The sequence below is a fragment of the Paraburkholderia dipogonis genome (assembly GCF_046027395.1).
Lineage (GTDB): Bacteria > Pseudomonadota > Gammaproteobacteria > Burkholderiales > Burkholderiaceae > Paraburkholderia > Paraburkholderia dipogonis_A.
The window spans coordinates 68,652-83,363 of sequence record NZ_JAQQEG010000014.1; the positions used below are offsets into that span (position 1 = coordinate 68,652).

The following is a 14,712-nucleotide window of genomic DNA, read 5'->3' on the forward strand; positions in this document are numbered from 1 at the left end:
GTTCTGGTCGGCACTCACTCAAACGCCGCGGCGATTGTCTTCGCAATCTTCCCAATACCGAAGCGGATCGCGATGATCGGGGTATTCCTTGTCTAACCAGTCCGACAGAATCTTCCACTGAGGATGGTTCGGGCCACTCCGCGTGTCCCAGAACGAATCCTTCAGGACGCCGTTGTTACGGCCGCGATCCCGCACGACGATCCGGCAGTGATCGTTCGCCTCATGAAATTCCGCCTTCAGGTAGTAGCGCGGAAGGATCTGCAACGCGGCGCCCTCCACGATCCGGCCCTGCGCACGAACGACGCCCGCGGATTCGATCCGCAGAACACCATCCACCGACTTGTCCGCGCGCCAGCCCACTGGCAGCCTGACCACGCATTCGCCTTTCCCGACCTTGATCCAGTCCATGCGCCAGATGCGGGCGAGTGCATCGCGCATGGCCGCCGCGTCTGCATAGCCGGGGGGTAGTTCGAATTGGGCCGGCAGCACGACGAGCTCGTCCCCTGTCGGCGTAACGGTGGCGGGATTGTTGAATGGGTCGTCGGCGAAGGGATTCGAAGGCCGGCTGGCCGTGGTATTGCTGGTGGTCGGCAAATCCCCGAAGAGGCTTTCGGCGGCACGGCGTGCGCGCTTCGATTTTTCACTGCCCATCATTTTTCTCCGATGGAATTGGGTTGGTCTGGGGGGAAACGTAGGTTGGTTTGCGTCGTAGCGTCGCACGTTGTCGGATGCGTACGCGAATGGTTGCATATTTTGAATACTGTAACGGGCACGACGGTTCCCCGCTTGACGCGGATGCCCGAGTTCAGTGCGGGTGTTCATGCGTTCAACCCGCCACGACACCTGCACCATTTAGGCGAGCGCATCAACGTCACCGAAATCGACAGTGAGGCTCGCATGAGCGCCTTGCCGAAACGACGGGCTATTGCGGAAAAGCGCTCCTGCGATGCGCGCGATGATCGTCGACAGCCTTAAGCTATGCGGTCAAACGTGCGGCAAATCGTCGATGCATTTTTCGACATGATCGCCAGGGACGTCCGTGTCAATCCCATCGCGGCCGTCGGTGTGAGAGACAGGCACAATTTTTGGCCCGAGAAACCGGGTGCCGCCGAGCGTAAAAAGGGACCATACAGCGTCTCCCCGACGGATCGCGGCGACGACTTCGGGCACCTCGACTATCGACGTGGGGGACAGCCAGTCACGCGTCGACGGGTCGACGGGAGCCCAGCGCACGTGGGTGATCCTGTCGCTCGCCGGGTTGATGCGAATGGCATCTATAGCAAAAGTAGTCACATCTGCCTCCATCATCCTGACAAAGGGATTTCGACATTATGCGCCGCATCTTTTGCCGCGGATCAGGAGGTGGAATCGTGAACGCCGTTATCAACTCGTGCGGCACCTATCGTTATCGGCTGATGCGTGCTGCCGAATCGTTGTCGCCCGGGAAATCGGCTGCGCTGTCCGTGATGCTCAATCCGAGCACCGCAATGGCAGGAAGTCAGAACCTGGTCAGTCTCCGGCGCGCCGTTCGCACGACCTGGTCTTGTTTCGCCAGATGTGGTACGGCACAGCGAATAGATCAGGTAGGGCCCCGGAATCCGGTCTGAGGCAATAAAACTCACACCCCAAGGACTTGTGGTCAAGCCACGAAACGGGCGAAACCCTTGCTGGGACTGCTGGTGCCGGGGACCGGACTTGAACCGGCAAGCCGTTAGGCGGCGGATTTTAAGTCCGCTATGTTTACCAATTTCATCACCCCGGCAGGGGTCGAAATGCGTGTGGACGCGAATTCTACCATTGCCCGACGGGCGTACCAAACCGGCGCAAAACCGTCCCACCGACGCCCCGCCCACCTCAAGTTCCACAAGCCGCATCGCCAGATACCGACGTCATCGCCAAGTCACAAACCTTCCCGATAATCCGCTCACGAAAACGTTTACAAATCGAGCGCAAACCCATGATCCCGACGATCAAAGATGTCGCCGCCCACGCCGGCTTCTCCATCGCCACGGTGTCGCGCGCGATCAACGCGCCGCACACCGTCAACCCGGTCACGCTCGACAAGGTGCGTCAGTCCATCGACGCCCTGAACTTTCGCCCTAGCCCGCTCGGCCGGCAGTTGCGCGGCGAACGCACGCGCCTGATCGGCGTGATCCTGCCGACGCTCGCCAATCCGGTATTCGCCGAATGCCTGCAAGGCATCGACGAACTCGCCTCGGCGCAAGGCTACCGGCTCATGCTGATGACCACGCAGTACGACGCCGACCGCGAACGCCACGCCATCGAAACGCTGCGCGAACATCGCGTCGAAGGCCTGATCCTGACGGTCGCCGATGCCGACACGCACCCGCTGCTCGACGAACTCGACCGCGCGGGGCTGCTCTACGTGCTGATGCATAACGACACGGTGCGTCGTCCGTCGGTCTCGGTGGACAACCGTCTCGCCGCCTACGACGGCGTGCGCATGCTGATCGCGCACGGCCATCGCCGCATCCTCATGCTCGCCGGCACGCTGGCCGCGTCCGATCGTGCCCGTCAGCGGCATCTCGGCTATTCGCAGGCGATGCAGCAGGCCGGCCTCACGCCGGCGCCCGCGCTCGAAGTCGATTTCAACGCCGAGGAACTGTCGCCCTCGGTGCTCGCTCATCTGACGAGCGGCCCGAACCGCCCCAGCGCCCTCTTCTGCAGTAACGATCTTCTCGCGATGGTGGTCATGCGCGGCCGGCGCCCCGCGCGGCTGCAGATTCCCCACGACATGTCGATTCTCGGCTTCGACGGCCTCGCAATGGGCGAGCTGCTGTCGCCTGCGCTCGCCAGCATCTGCGCGCCGAATCGCGAAATCGGCTGCGCGGCCTGGCAGCGCTTGCTGGCGCGCGTCACGGGCACTTACGAAGCCTTGAATGAAACGTCGCTCACGCTGACCTTGCCGCACAGCTTGCGCCAGGGCGCCACCATCGCGGCGATTTCGAACCGCGACGACGCAACGCCTGCGCGTGGTTTAGCGGCTGCCGAGCGGCCGTTTGCCTGAAGCGTCACGCAAGCCGTTGCCTGGCGTGCGCGATGCACCAGCGCATGCCTGCATGAAAACGTTTAACACGCCCGTTCGTTGATCCGAGCGTGGCAAACCACTTTGACTCACACGCTCCACAATCCCGAACCGCCCGCTCGCTTCCTCTCCAGGAGACCCGCAGTGATCCGCTCTTCCAAATATTTCGCTTCGCCAATCAAACCGCTCCGGCCGCTCTGGCGCCGCCTCGCGCGCTCCGCGGCCGCCGCGCTGTCGGCCGGCATGGTCGTCGCTGTCGCGCTCGCCGGGATCGCACCGCAAGCCGCCCGCGCCGACGAGACCGCGATCTGCTACAACTGCCCGCCCGAATGGGCCGACTGGGCGAGCCAGATCAAGGCGATCCAGCAAAAGACCGGCATTCGCGTGCCGTTCGACAACAAGAACTCCGGCCAGTCGATCGCGCAACTGATGGCCGAGCAGAAAAGCCCGGTCGCCGACGTCGTCTATCTCGGCGTCTCGTCGGCGTTCCAGGCGAAGGACAAGGGCGTGATCCAGCCGTACAAGCCCGCGCATTGGGACGACATTCCCGCCAACATGAAAGACCCGCAAGGCTACTGGTTCTCGATTCACTCGGGCACGCTGGGCTTTTTCGTCAACAAGGACGCGCTCGAAGGCAAGCCCGTGCCGCGCTCGTGGGCCGACCTGCTCAAGCCTGAGTACAAAGGCATGATCGGCTACCTCGATCCGTCGAGCGCGTTCGTCGGCTATGCAGGTGCGGTCGCGGTGAATCAGGCGCTCGGCGGCACGCTCGATAACTTCGAGCCGGGCCTCGACTGGTTTCGCAAGCTGAAGGCCAATGCGCCGATCGTGCCGAAGCAGACCGCCTACGCGCGTGTGATGTCCGGTGAAATTCCGATCCTGCTCGACTACGATTTCGACGCCTACCGCGCGAAGTACAAGGATCACGCGAACGTCGAATTCGTGATTCCGAAGGAAGGCACGATCTCGGTGCCGTACGTGATGAGTCTCGTGAAGGGCGCGCCGCACGAAGCGAACGGCAAGAAGGTGCTCGACTTCGTGCTCTCCGACGAAGGCCAGAAACTGTGGGCCGACGCCTATCTGCGTCCGGTGCGCGCGAATGCGATGAGCCCGGAAACCGCCGCCAAATTCCTGCCCGCCAGCGACTATGCGCGCGCCAAGCCGGTGGACTTCGGCAAGATGGCCGAGAAGCAGTCGAGCTTCGGCGAGCGTTATCTGCAGGTGATGCATTGAACGACATCACGTTCCCGCTGCGCTGGCGCATCGCGTTGATCGCACCGGCGCTGGCGGTGTTCATCGCCTTCTGGCTGCTGCCGATGGGCGCGCTCGCGCAGTTGAGCGGCGACGGCCACGCGTTCGCCACCTATCGCGCGATGCTGACGAATCCGCGCTACATGTCGAGCCTCGGCGCGACCGTGCTTTTGTCCGCGGCGGTCACGGCGGCGACGCTGGTGCTGTCGGTGATCGCGGGTCTGCTGCTGGCGCGTCGCGAGTTTCCTTTGAAACGCACGCTGCTTGCCTTGCTCACGTTTCCGCTGGCGTTTCCCGGCGTGGTGGTCGGCTTCATGGTCATCATGCTGGCGGGACGCCAGGGGCTGATCGGCGCGCTCTCGCTGAAACTCACGGGCGACCGCTGGGTGTTCGCCTATTCGATGAGCGGCCTCTTTCTCGGCTACCTGTACTTCTCGATTCCGCGCGTGATCGTCACCGTGATGGCGTCGGCGACCAAGCTCGACGCGTCGCTCGAAGAAGCCGCGCGTTCGCTCGGCGCGTCGCCGTGGCGCATCACGCGCGACATCGTGTTGCCCGCGCTGTCGCCTGGGCTGATCGCGGCGGGCGCGGTGTGCTTCGCCACCGCGATGGGCGCATTCGGCACCGCGTTCACGCTCGCCACCGACATCGACGTGCTGCCGATGACCATCTACACCGAGTTCACCCTCAACGCGAACATGGTGACGGCCGCGGGCCTCTCGATCGTGCTCGGCATCGTGACGTGGGCCGTGCTGGCGTTGGCGCGCAGCGTGAGCGGTTCGGCCGTGGCGGCAAGTGCATGAGCGCCGTTTCAAAACCTGCCGCTTCCAAAGCGGAGGACAGGACTTCAATGAGTTCCATCACAACCTCTTTACAACCGCCCGCAAAGCCGCGCTCGCGGCTCCGCTTGCCGGACGCCAGGACGTGGCTCGCAGCCGGCCAATGGCTCGTCACGCTGCTGCTGTGCGCGTTCCTGATCGTGCCGGTCATCATGTCGATCATGGCGGGCCTGACGGTCAACTACTTCAAGGGCGTCTCCAGCGGACTGACGCTGCGCTGGCTTGGCGAAGTGTGGACGCAGTATCACAGCTCGGTGTTTCTTTCGCTCGAAGTGGCGGCGGCGACCCTGCTCATCACGCTGATGACCGGCGTGCCCGCGGGTTATGTGCTCGCGCGCAGCAAGACGCGGCTCTCGCGCATCATCGAAGAGTTTCTGGTGCTGCCGATCGCGCTGCCCGGCCTCGCGTCCGCGCTCGCGCTGCTGGTGGTCTACGGCGGCTTCACGATGTTCCGCATGAGCGTGGCATTCATCGTCGTCGGGCATGTGGTGTTCACGCTGCCCTTCATGGTGCGCGCGGTCGCCGCGGTGTGCGCGAGCAGCGATCTGCGCACGCTCGAGGAAGGCGCGGCGAGTCTCGGCGCAAGCTTCTTGCAACGCTTCGTGACGATCGTGCTGCCGAACGCACGGCCCGGCATCGTGGCCGGCGCGCTGGCGGTGCTGACGCTCTCGATCGGCGAATTCAACCTCACGTGGATGCTGCACACGCCCGATACCAAGACGCTGCCGGTCGGTCTCGCCGACACCTACGCGTCGTTGCGCATCGAGATCGGCAGCGCCTACACGATTCTGTTTTTCATCATGACGATGCCTCTGCTCGTCGCCATGCAATGGCTCGGCGTCGATGCGACTGGCCAGCGCAGCGCGGCGAAAAAACGCGTCGCCGCATCTCCTTCGAAGTCCATCACGCCATGAAACTCGCTTCCGTTCCCATCACGCTGACGCAATGCGCGAAAACGTTTCGCGGCACGCGCGTGCTCGAACCGCTCGATCTGCATATCGACGCCGGCGAAACGCTGGTGCTGCTTGGCCCGTCCGGCTGCGGCAAGACCACAACGCTGCGCATGATCGCGGGACTCGAGACACCGGACGCCGGTGGCCGCATCGCATTCGGCGACGACGACGTCACCGCCCTGCCGATCGAAAAACGCCAGGTCGGCATGGTGTTCCAGAGCTACGCGCTGATTCCCAATCTGACGGTGCGCGGCAACATCGGCTACGGTTTGAAGATCAAACGCATGCCCGTTGAGACCACGCGGCAACGCGTCGACGAATTGCTCGGCATGATGCGTCTCACCGCTCACGCCGACAAACCGATCGATCAACTCTCCGGCGGCCAGCGCCAGCGTGTGGCGCTCGCTCGCGCCCTCGCCGTGCAGCCGCGTGTGCTGCTGCTCGACGAACCTTTGACCGCGCTCGACGCCCGTTTGCGCGACACCTTGCGCAGCGAGATGAACACGCTGCTGCGCGAGTTGGGCATCACGACCGTCTACGTCACGCACGATCAGGCCGAAGCGATGGAACTGGGCGACCGCATCGTCGTGATGAGCGCGGGGCGCATCGAGCAGATCGGCTCGCCGCGTGAGATCTACTACCGTCCCGCGAACCGCACAGTCGCGCAGTTCGTCGGCACGATCAACCGGCTTGCGGGCGAGCGGCGCGAGGGCATGCTGACGACCACGGGCGGCGCCGTGCCGCTGCCCGCAGGCTCAATGCACGCGAACTCGGCGCACGAGATTTTCTTCCGCCCGGAAGACGCTTATCTTGCTGATCCGGCTCATGCGCAATTGCGTGGCCACATCGAAAGCACGGCCTTTCTGGGTGAACGCACGCGTCTGACGATCGGCGGCGCCGCGCCGGACGCGTTGCTGATCGACGTGGCCGGCCGGGTGGAATTGGCGCGCGGCACACCGGTCGGCATTTCCATCGCGCAGGACGCGCTGATTGCGCTATCGTAATGAAGCCGCGCTGTTTTTCTGGCGCGCTATAAAAAGGACATCCCCATGCTGCTGGCTCAAATTAGCGACCTGCATATCAAACGGCCCGGCGCGCTCGCTTACCGCCGCGTCGACACCGGCGCCTATCTCGCACGCTGCGTCGCCGCCCTCAATGCGCTCGAACCGCGCCCCGACGCGGTGATCATGACCGGCGACCTCGTGGATCAAGGTGATCCCGAACAGTACGAGCACCTCAAAACACTGCTCGCGCCGCTCGAAATTCCCTACTTCATGCTGGTCGGCAATCACGACAAACGCACTGCGTTGCGCGCCGCGTTTCCCGATCGCAAGGAATTACAAAGCGGTGGCGAGTTCGTGCAATACGCGGTCGATGTCGGCGCGCTGCGGTTCATCGCGCTCGATTCGATGGTGCCGGGCCAAAGCGCCGGCACTCTGTGCGACGCACGGCTCGCGTGGCTCGCCACGCAGCTCGATGCGGCCCAAGGCAAACCGACGGTGGTCGCGTTGCATCACCCGCCGTTCGCGTGCGGCATCGGGCATATGGACGAACTGCGGCTCGACCCCGCCGCCGCCGACAAACTCGCGGCGTTGATCGCGCGTTATCCGAACGTGGAGCGAGTAATCTGCGGGCACGTGCATCGGCCGATGTTCGTGCGTTTCGGCGGCACGATCGCCTCAGCGGTGCCGGCGCCCGCGCATCAGGTCGCGCTCGATCTGCGCGACGATGCCCCGTCCGCGTTCATGATGGAGCCGCCCGCGTACGCGCTGCATCGCTACGATCCGGCGACTGGCATCGTCACGCACCACGCTTACGTCGAGCAGGCCGATGGCCCGTATCCGTTTTACGAGCCCGAGGGCGATCTGATCGATTGACGCGCGGCTCAGGTGTCGATGAAAGTCTCATGCACGCGCCGGGACGACCTGAAATACGGAATCCCGAGCGCGGCCGCCACAACAGCTTGAACGAAGCCGTCGAATGGAATGGCGATGCCGATGCCGACGGCATGGGTCATGTGATCGCCGAGCAGATACGCGCCGGTGCGCATCACGACAATCGCCAGCAGCCATGCCTGGATATGCACGGTAAAACGCGCCGACTTGCGCCACGCAAGCAGCGCCAGCCAGCCCATGCCCGCGACGATGAACACACCCGTGAGCACATCGCAGCCCATCATCACGATCACGGTGCGATACCAGCCGTGCGTTTCGGGCCGCGCGAACACGGCCAGCACTTCCCATTCGAGCATGAGTTTGAGCGGATCGCGCATGGCGATCGCGGTATGGAGCGCCCACGCCGTGAGGCAAATCAGGGCGATGAGCAGCCAGCCGCGGATGCGTCGAGGTTCGTGTTTCGTGATCGAGGTCATGGAGTCGTTCTAGTAGGCGTCAGTCGGATAAGGCGCGCCGATTCTACGAACGAACGCCGAACAACCATCTCATTTTGTCGGCAATGCATTGTCAGGCGATCGGTGTCCGCCCTTGTCGCTTCGCTCGCCGCCATCAGCACGATCCGCCATGCTCCGGTATGATCGGCACGCTTGAGGACCGCGCATGGGCCGGTCCGTCGACTGTCCCCTCTCATGTCCACTTCCAACGCGTCCACTCCCGCTTCCGCCGACCGGTCGTTGCGCGGCCTGCTGTTTCTGCTCGCCACCATTGCCGGTGTCTCGGTTGCGAACATCTATTACAACCAGCCGCTGCTCGACGACTTCCGCCAATCGTTTCCGCGCAGCGGGTCGTGGGTCGGCGCGGTGCCGGCCGTCACACAACTCGGCTACGCGGCCGGCATGCTGCTGCTTGCGCCGCTCGGCGACCGTTTCGACCGGCGTCGCCTGATCCTGTTGCAGATCGCCGCCATTTGCGTCGCGCTGGTCGTGGCAGCCGCGGCGCCGACGCTGACCGTGCTGATCGTCGCGAGTCTGGCGATCGGCGTGCTCGCCACCATCGCGCAGCAAGCGGTGCCGTTCGCGGCGGAACTCGCGCCGCCGTCCGAACGCGGCCACGCGGTCGGCACAGTGATGAGCGGCTTGCTGCTGGGGATTTTGCTGGCGCGAACGGCGTCGGGCATGATCGCCGAATATTTCGGCTGGCGCGCGGTCTTCGGCGCGTCCGTGGTCGCGTTGCTGGTGTTGGCGGTCGTCATCATTTTGCGTCTGCCAAAGAGCCAGCCGACGTCGACGCTGCCCTACGGCAAGCTGCTGGTCTCGATGTGGCATCTGATCGTCGAACATCGCGAGCTGCGCGAAGCGTCGCTAACCGGCGCGGCCATGTTCGCGGCGTTCAGCATTTTCTGGTCGGTGCTGGCCTTGTTGCTGGCCGGCGCGCCGTTTCATCTCGGGCCGCAGGCGGCCGGGCTATTCGGAATCGTCGGCGCGGCGGGCGCGATGGCCGCCCCGCTCGCCGGCAAGTTTTCCGATCGACGCGGACCGCGCGCGATCATCACTTTGTCGATCGTGCTGGTGGCGATTTCGTTCGTCGTGTTCGGTGTATCGGCGACGAGCATCGCCGGCCTTGTGGTCGGCGTGATCATTCTCGATATCGGCGTGCAGGCCGCGCAGATCTCCAATCAGTCGCGCATCTACGCACTCAAGCCGGACGCGCGCAGCCGCGTGAATACGGTGTACATGGTGGCGTATTTCATTGGCGGAGCACTCGGCTCCGGTGTCGGCGCAGTGGTCTGGCCGGCGTTCGGGTGGATCGGTGTGAGTGTGGCCGGGATCGTATTCGCGGGGCTGGCGGCGTGGAATCATCTGGCGCTCCCGACACGCGCTAAAAGCTAGCGCGTTATCTGCGCTGCGCGGAGCCCTTATTTGCTGCTTCGCGCATACGCATATTCGTGCAATGCGTCGATCACCCGGTCGAATTCGAACGACTTGTCGTAGAAGTGGCGCACGCCATATTGCTCGCAGCGCTCCCGATACGCGGGCAACGCGTGATTGGTCAGCACCGCGGCGAACATCCTGTCGATCAATCCTTCGCGCTGCAAGTAAGCGAGGACCGGCACGCCCGAGCCCTGCTTCAACTGCAAGTCGACGATCACCGCGTCGAAGGATTCGTCGCTCAACAGGGCGATAGCCTGATCCGCGGAATCCGCGTACGCGGCCACCTTCAGCAGACCGGAGGCGTCGATCGTCTCCACGAGGCTTCTGCGGATCAGCGGCGAATCCTCGATCAGCAACACACGCAACGGCGCGTGACGGGCTGACTCGGCAACAGGGTTCGATTCGCTGTTCATCGGGATATCTCGATCGTCCACTATTCGATCAAGCCGTTCTTGATCGCGTAATAAGTCAGATCGGCATTGTTCGCCAACCGCATCTTCTCCAGCACGCGAGCCCGGTAAGTGCTCACCGTCTTCACGGATAAATGCAATTCCTCCGCGATGTCAGTGGGAATCTGCCCCGCTGCCAGCTTGCAGAAAATCTGGAACTCGCGCTCGGAGAGCGCTTCGTGCGGACGCCCCGCGGCTGGCTTGTCGAGATTGTCGGCGAGCGTGTCGGCGACCGCTTCGGAGAGGTAACGATGCCCGCGCGCCACCGCGCGAATGGCCCGCACGATCTCCTCGGGCTCGCAGTCCTTGTTCAGATAACCGTTCGCGCCCGCGCGCAGCAGATTGATCGCGTACTGGCTCTCCGGATAGCCCGACAGAATCAGCACACCCTGTTCAGGGCGCACCTGCCTGATCACGCGCAAGGTGTCGATGCCGTTCTTGTCCGGCATCGCGATGTCGAGCAGCACCACGTCGAAAGCCTGCTCGCGCACGAGGCGGATGGTTTCGTCACCGGTGGCCGCTTCGGCCGCGACGCACATATCCGGCTCGTCAGCGACGAACTGTTTGAAGCCACCTCGGACGATCGCATGGTCGTCAGCTATCAACACTCGAATCATCGGCTTGGGTGTCCGTGCAATGGAATCGCTCCAAAGCAGACATTGTAATGACCTCCGGCATGGCATCTGCCGGATTTGGAAAACCGGGCGGCGCATGCCGGCGCGGGAAACCTTCCAGACCCACCCGCGCCCGCTGCGCCGTCCGCCACGCTGCCTGAGCCGGCTAAGCGGCCGTGATGTACAGAGCTGCCGCTCGCCGTCGTGCTACGGTCCTTCTCTATGTTCCTCGCTTCTACGTTCTAGTTTTTTTGCGCCGCCGCTTACTCGCGGCCTGCGAGCAAATCCGCCATATCGTCGGCATGCTCTTCTTCGACGGCGAGAATCTCTTCGAACATACGGCGAGTCGTCACGTCCTTCTCGCCGAGATAGCGAATGATCTCGCGGTACGTGTCGATCGCAATCCGCTCGGCGATCAGGTTCTCCTTGATCATGTCCGTGAGATTGTCGCCTTCCTTGTATTCCGAATGCGAGCGCGTCTTCAAGCCGTCCGGCGCGAAATCCGGCTCGCCGCCGAGTTGCACGATCCGCTCGGCGATGCTGTCGGCGTGTTCCTGCTCCTCCGCCGCATGCTGAGCGAACTCCGCCGCCACAGCCTCGGAGTTGATGCCCTTCGCCATGAAGTGATGCCGCTTGTAGCGCAGCACGCAGACGATTTCGGTGGCCAGAGCGTCGTTGCACAGCTTCAACACTGTCTCGCGATCCGCGCCATAGGTTTGCGTGACCGGACCGTCGGACATGTGCTTGCGTGCGTCTTCGCGGATCTTTTTAAGGTCCATCACGAACGGATCGCGAGATTGAGATGCCGCGCCCTGGGCGCCAGGTGATTTCGACATTGAATTTCTCCTTTATCCGGTATTGGGGGGAACTGCGCATCACGCACGAATCGCGCCTGATGCGCCGGCACACGGAATGATTGCCGCGAATGACCACGCGTCTACGTTCGGAATACGCCGAGCAGCAGCGTGACCACGAATACGACGAGGAAAATGTAGAACAGGATCTTTGCAATTTCGGCCGCACCCGCCGCAATGCCCGTAAAACCGAACACGGCGGCGATGATCGCAATCACGAAAAAAACGATGGCATAGTGAAGCATGGCGACTCTCCTTCTTGTTGTATCTGCGTGGGCATGGCGTACGACATCGACTGGCGAACCGTTCTCGCACCTTCGAAGACGCGGCTCGCGACTTTCTCATTGAGCAGCGCTAATCGACGATCTTTTTCGTCACCACGAAGCCCAGCACGAGGAACACCACGCACAGAATCACAAACACGATGAACAGGAACTTCGCGATCGCCGCCGCGCCCGCCGCGACACCGGTAAAGCCAAGAAGACCGGCGATCACCGCGATGACGGCGAAGAACAACGCCCATTTCAGCATGATGGCTTCCTCCCGAGACATTGATTGAACGATCAGGTCCATCCTATCGATCAGCGACGCAACGCGCATTCCGACGCACGCCGGTTTTCGTGTGAGAATCCGCTTACATTGGATTACGGCAGCGTTACGGTGAGCGTGTTCGCCACACCGCGCCTGCGTGCTGCGCCGCGACAGCCGCGCGATAGCGGCAGCGTCGCCGAACGCGGCGGACGTTACACTGATGCCCCATCAGAGGAGCCGAATGTGTCAAATGTGCAGAACGTACCGGACGCGGGCAATCCTGGTGCCGCCGCCCGGTTGAGCGACTGGATGCGCAATCGCAGTTGGGCGATCGCCATGACGGTGGCCATCGTCATTACCGTGGGCGGCCTCGTGATTCTCGAGACCGCCCGCCAGCGCATTGCCGCCGAGTACGAGACCGCGCTCGAAGCGCGCGACGTCACCGTGCAACTGAGCACGCTCGCAAGCGAGTTATCGCGCCTGAGCGCTCAGCAAAGCGAATTTCTTCTGACGAAGCAGGACGCCACCGCGCACGAGTTCTGCGCGACCGCGGTGCGCGTCCGCCAGAGCGAACAGCAGTTGAACCGCTTCTACCGCAGTGGCAAAGCGGACAGCGCCGAGCTGGCCAGCTTTACGCAGATTCTTGCGCTGATCGAGGCGCGGATCGGCGCGGGCGCGTCCGCGCTGCAGCGTGCGGCGCCGCATCCGCTCGATATGTCCGCATGCGGCGGCGCGAGCGAGGCGAATCCGGCCGACGCGTCGCTGGTGGACAGCACGCTCTCGCTGCTGCGCGACAACGAGGAACGCCGCGCGCAACACGCGCTTGCCGCGAGTCGCGGCGATCAGCGCATCTCCACGCTGTGCGCAGCGGGTCTCTCGGCGCTGAACATCGTGCTGTTCATTCTGCTGTTTCGCAACCTCGGCATTCAGATCGATCGTCAGGCGCGCGTGCAGCGTCAATTGATCACCCAACAGGAAGGCCTCGACCAGCTCGTCAACGAACGCACCCGGCAGCTCGAGGCGCTCGGCTGGCACTTGCAGGCGGTCAGCGAAAACGAGAAGACGCAGCTCGCGCGCGAGTTGCACGACGAACTCGGCGCGATTCTGACCGCCAGCAAAATGGATGTGGCCTGGGCCAACCGCAAGCTGAAGGACAGCGAGCCGGACGTCTCCGAGAAACTCAAACGGGCGCTCGCCAATCTCGATCAGGGCATCGCGCTCAAGCGCCGCATCATCGAAGACATGCGGCCTACCGTGCTGGCCAACTTCGGGCTCGTCACCGCCTTGCGCACGCTTGCCGACGAAGCCGCGCAACGCAACAGCTGGACGCTCGAACTGCACCTGCCCGCCGACGACATCAAGCTCGACGAGCAGACAGAGATCGCGCTGTTCCGCGTCGCGCAGGAGTCGCTCACCAATGCAGCCAAGTACGCGCGAGCTTCGAAGGTATCGATCGCCTTGCAGGTCGGCGACGGCCAGGTGGCACTGCATATCGCCGATAACGGCGTCGGTATCATGCCGGCCGATCTGAAGCGCACGCACACTCACGGGCTGCTCGGCATGCGCCAGCGCGTCGCTGCGCACGGCGGGCGCTTCGATATCCGGCGCGGCGTGCCGAACGGCACCGACATCCATGTGGAGATGCCGAGCGTCAGCACCGCGACGCCGTCGGTCGATCTGCCGCAGACTACGCCTTCGCGAACGCCCGTCTAGCCAGGCTGCACAGAGGCTTGTAGGAGTGCGCCGACGCAAACACCGGAGCACGCCTACAAGAAAATCGCAGCCCAGCCGACAGCGCCGCCCCCGCCCTTTTTTTACCATGCAATCAGACCGGATCGACTGGCGTAAGCCCCGGTCGGACGACAGCTAGCTCAGCTGGCGCGTGCCGTACAACATGGGCACGTCAACCAATGCATGCTCGACAAGGAGAACTCTCATGAATCGACTGATCGCTTTGCTTCTCATTGCAGGGACAGCTGCGCTCGCCGGTTGCAACACCGTGGCGGGGGCTGGGCAGGATATTTCGAAGGGTGGCGACGCCATCTCGAACTCGGCTGAAAAGGCCAAATAAGCAGCTGAAAACAAAGCAGTCGCCGGGCGCTTTGCAGCGCCTGGATTGCAGGATAGTGAGAGCCCGTCGCGGGAAACCGTGGCGGGTTTTTTTGTGCGCCCGCTTAGGGTTTCCTCGCGGGCGTTCGCTGAAGACGTGGGTCTCCGTCCGAGCCGCAGTTGTTTGTCGAACCACAGCGGTCTGCCAAAGCCGCAGTTGTTGCCGACCCCGCAAACAAAACGGCGACCCACTCGCGTGGATCGCCGCCCCGTCCTCCCCAGGACTTGCCACCTATTGCA

The 14,712-nt window shown here is 63.4% G+C and carries 17 protein-coding genes and 1 tRNA gene; 9 read left to right on the forward strand and 9 right to left on the reverse strand.

Annotated features, from left to right (window positions below; translation table 11 throughout):
- Positions 1–18 precede the first annotated feature (18 nt).
- From PQR32_RS15960 to PQR32_RS15970, 3 genes are all read right to left on the reverse strand, one after another.
- The gene (locus PQR32_RS15960; RefSeq protein WP_408228361.1) at positions 19–654 is read right to left on the reverse strand and encodes a hypothetical protein; all 636 of its coding nucleotides are present in this window, start codon (positions 652–654) and stop codon (positions 19–21) included.
- A 330-nt stretch (positions 655–984) separates the two neighbouring features.
- On the reverse strand, positions 985–1,293 hold the full coding sequence (locus PQR32_RS15965) for a hypothetical protein (RefSeq protein ID WP_408228364.1): 309 nt from the start codon (positions 1,291–1,293) through the stop codon (positions 985–987).
- A gap of 384 nt (positions 1,294–1,677) precedes the next feature.
- Positions 1,678–1,762: transfer RNA gene (locus PQR32_RS15970), tRNA-Leu, on the reverse strand.
- A gap of 195 nt (positions 1,763–1,957) precedes the next feature.
- Between PQR32_RS15970 and PQR32_RS15975 the strand changes: the two genes are divergently transcribed.
- The 6 genes from PQR32_RS15975 to PQR32_RS16000 all read left to right on the forward strand — a co-directional run bounded on the left by PQR32_RS15975 (position 1,958) and on the right by PQR32_RS16000 (position 7,966).
- Complete coding sequence (locus tag PQR32_RS15975) at positions 1,958–3,028, forward strand: LacI family DNA-binding transcriptional regulator (RefSeq protein WP_408228367.1); 1,071 nt, start codon at positions 1,958–1,960, stop codon at positions 3,026–3,028.
- Between the two features lie 261 nt (positions 3,029–3,289).
- On the forward strand, positions 3,290–4,279 hold the full coding sequence (locus tag PQR32_RS15980) for an ABC transporter substrate-binding protein (protein ID WP_408228697.1): 990 nt from the start codon (positions 3,290–3,292) through the stop codon (positions 4,277–4,279).
- Positions 4,276–5,100, forward strand: a complete 825-nt coding sequence (locus tag PQR32_RS15985) for an ABC transporter permease (protein WP_012433636.1) — start codon at positions 4,276–4,278, stop codon at positions 5,098–5,100. The genes PQR32_RS15980 and PQR32_RS15985 overlap by 4 nt, the downstream gene beginning before the upstream one ends.
- 47 nt (positions 5,101–5,147) lie before the next feature.
- On the forward strand, positions 5,148–6,050 hold the full coding sequence (locus PQR32_RS15990; RefSeq protein ID WP_408228370.1) for an ABC transporter permease: 903 nt from the start codon (positions 5,148–5,150) through the stop codon (positions 6,048–6,050).
- A complete protein-coding gene (locus tag PQR32_RS15995) occupies positions 6,047–7,093 on the forward strand; it encodes an ABC transporter ATP-binding protein (protein ID WP_408228373.1) in 1,047 nt (348 codons plus the stop codon). The genes PQR32_RS15990 and PQR32_RS15995 overlap by 4 nt, the downstream gene beginning before the upstream one ends.
- 45 nt (positions 7,094–7,138) lie before the next feature.
- The gene (locus PQR32_RS16000) at positions 7,139–7,966 is read left to right on the forward strand and encodes a phosphodiesterase (RefSeq protein ID WP_408228376.1); all 828 of its coding nucleotides are present in this window, start codon (positions 7,139–7,141) and stop codon (positions 7,964–7,966) included.
- A gap of 8 nt (positions 7,967–7,974) precedes the next feature.
- Here the strand turns inward: PQR32_RS16000 and PQR32_RS16005 are convergent, their stop codons facing one another.
- Positions 7,975–8,460, reverse strand: coding sequence for a DUF2569 domain-containing protein (locus PQR32_RS16005; RefSeq protein WP_408228379.1), 486 nt, complete (start codon positions 8,458–8,460; stop codon positions 7,975–7,977).
- A gap of 213 nt (positions 8,461–8,673) precedes the next feature.
- Between PQR32_RS16005 and PQR32_RS16010 the strand changes: the two genes are divergently transcribed.
- Positions 8,674–9,873, forward strand: a complete 1,200-nt coding sequence (locus tag PQR32_RS16010; protein ID WP_408228382.1) for an MFS transporter — start codon at positions 8,674–8,676, stop codon at positions 9,871–9,873.
- Positions 9,874–9,899: 26 nt separating this feature from the next.
- Here PQR32_RS16010 and PQR32_RS16015 read toward each other — a convergent pair whose 3' ends face one another.
- The 5 genes from PQR32_RS16015 to PQR32_RS16035 all read right to left on the reverse strand — a co-directional run bounded on the left by PQR32_RS16015 (position 9,900) and on the right by PQR32_RS16035 (position 12,363).
- Entirely contained in the window at positions 9,900–10,328 is a 429-nt protein-coding gene (locus PQR32_RS16015) for a response regulator (RefSeq protein WP_408228385.1), read from the reverse strand.
- Positions 10,329–10,348: 20 nt separating this feature from the next.
- Positions 10,349–10,981, reverse strand: coding sequence for a response regulator (locus tag PQR32_RS16020; protein WP_408228388.1), 633 nt, complete (start codon positions 10,979–10,981; stop codon positions 10,349–10,351).
- Positions 10,982–11,241: 260 nt separating this feature from the next.
- Positions 11,242–11,814 (reverse strand): ferritin-like domain-containing protein, encoded by a 573-nt coding sequence (locus PQR32_RS16025; RefSeq protein WP_408228391.1) that lies wholly within the window; start codon positions 11,812–11,814, stop codon positions 11,242–11,244.
- A 101-nt stretch (positions 11,815–11,915) separates the two neighbouring features.
- Positions 11,916–12,077, reverse strand: coding sequence for a DUF1328 domain-containing protein (locus tag PQR32_RS16030; RefSeq protein ID WP_006052455.1), 162 nt, complete (start codon positions 12,075–12,077; stop codon positions 11,916–11,918).
- A 109-nt stretch (positions 12,078–12,186) separates the two neighbouring features.
- Positions 12,187–12,363, reverse strand: a complete 177-nt coding sequence (locus PQR32_RS16035) for a DUF1328 domain-containing protein (RefSeq protein WP_132373772.1) — start codon at positions 12,361–12,363, stop codon at positions 12,187–12,189.
- Positions 12,364–12,606: 243 nt separating this feature from the next.
- Here PQR32_RS16035 and PQR32_RS16040 point away from each other — a divergent pair, with 243 nt between their 5' ends.
- Both PQR32_RS16040 and PQR32_RS16045 read left to right on the forward strand, forming a co-directional pair.
- Positions 12,607–14,076: a sensor histidine kinase gene (locus PQR32_RS16040; RefSeq protein WP_408228394.1), complete on the forward strand. Its 1,470-nt coding sequence runs from the start codon at positions 12,607–12,609 to the stop codon at positions 14,074–14,076.
- Positions 14,077–14,299: 223 nt separating this feature from the next.
- Positions 14,300–14,434 carry an entericidin A/B family lipoprotein gene (locus PQR32_RS16045; protein ID WP_408228397.1) on the forward strand — a complete coding sequence of 45 codons (135 nt, stop codon included), beginning with the start codon at positions 14,300–14,302 and terminating at the stop codon, positions 14,432–14,434.
- The last annotated feature ends 278 nt before the right edge of the window (positions 14,435–14,712 follow it).

Excerpts from the sequence above, each read along its gene's own strand:
- PQR32_RS15960 (WP_408228361.1), bottom strand. The coding sequence starts at position 654 with ATGATGGGCAGTGAAAAATCGAAGCGCGCACGCCGTGCCGCCGAAAGC.
- PQR32_RS15975 (WP_408228367.1), top strand. The coding sequence starts at position 1,958 with ATGATCCCGACGATCAAAGATGTCGCCGCCCACGCCGGCTTCTCCATC.
- PQR32_RS15980 (WP_408228697.1), top strand. The coding sequence starts at position 3,290 with ATGGTCGTCGCTGTCGCGCTCGCCGGGATCGCACCGCAAGCCGCCCGC.
- PQR32_RS15990 (WP_408228370.1), top strand. The coding sequence starts at position 5,148 with ATGAGTTCCATCACAACCTCTTTACAACCGCCCGCAAAGCCGCGCTCG.
- PQR32_RS15995 (WP_408228373.1), top strand. The coding sequence starts at position 6,047 with ATGAAACTCGCTTCCGTTCCCATCACGCTGACGCAATGCGCGAAAACG.
- PQR32_RS16000 (WP_408228376.1), top strand. The coding sequence starts at position 7,139 with ATGCTGCTGGCTCAAATTAGCGACCTGCATATCAAACGGCCCGGCGCG.
- PQR32_RS16005 (WP_408228379.1), bottom strand. The coding sequence starts at position 8,460 with ATGACCTCGATCACGAAACACGAACCTCGACGCATCCGCGGCTGGCTG.
- PQR32_RS16010 (WP_408228382.1), top strand. The coding sequence starts at position 8,674 with ATGTCCACTTCCAACGCGTCCACTCCCGCTTCCGCCGACCGGTCGTTG.
- PQR32_RS16015 (WP_408228385.1), bottom strand. The coding sequence starts at position 10,328 with ATGAACAGCGAATCGAACCCTGTTGCCGAGTCAGCCCGTCACGCGCCG.
- PQR32_RS16020 (WP_408228388.1), bottom strand. The coding sequence starts at position 10,981 with ATGATTCGAGTGTTGATAGCTGACGACCATGCGATCGTCCGAGGTGGC.
- PQR32_RS16025 (WP_408228391.1), bottom strand. The coding sequence starts at position 11,814 with ATGTCGAAATCACCTGGCGCCCAGGGCGCGGCATCTCAATCTCGCGAT.
- PQR32_RS16030 (WP_006052455.1), bottom strand. The coding sequence starts at position 12,077 with ATGCTTCACTATGCCATCGTTTTTTTCGTGATTGCGATCATCGCCGCC.
- PQR32_RS16035 (WP_132373772.1), bottom strand. The coding sequence starts at position 12,363 with ATGCTGAAATGGGCGTTGTTCTTCGCCGTCATCGCGGTGATCGCCGGT.
- PQR32_RS16045 (WP_408228397.1), top strand. The coding sequence starts at position 14,300 with ATGAATCGACTGATCGCTTTGCTTCTCATTGCAGGGACAGCTGCGCTC.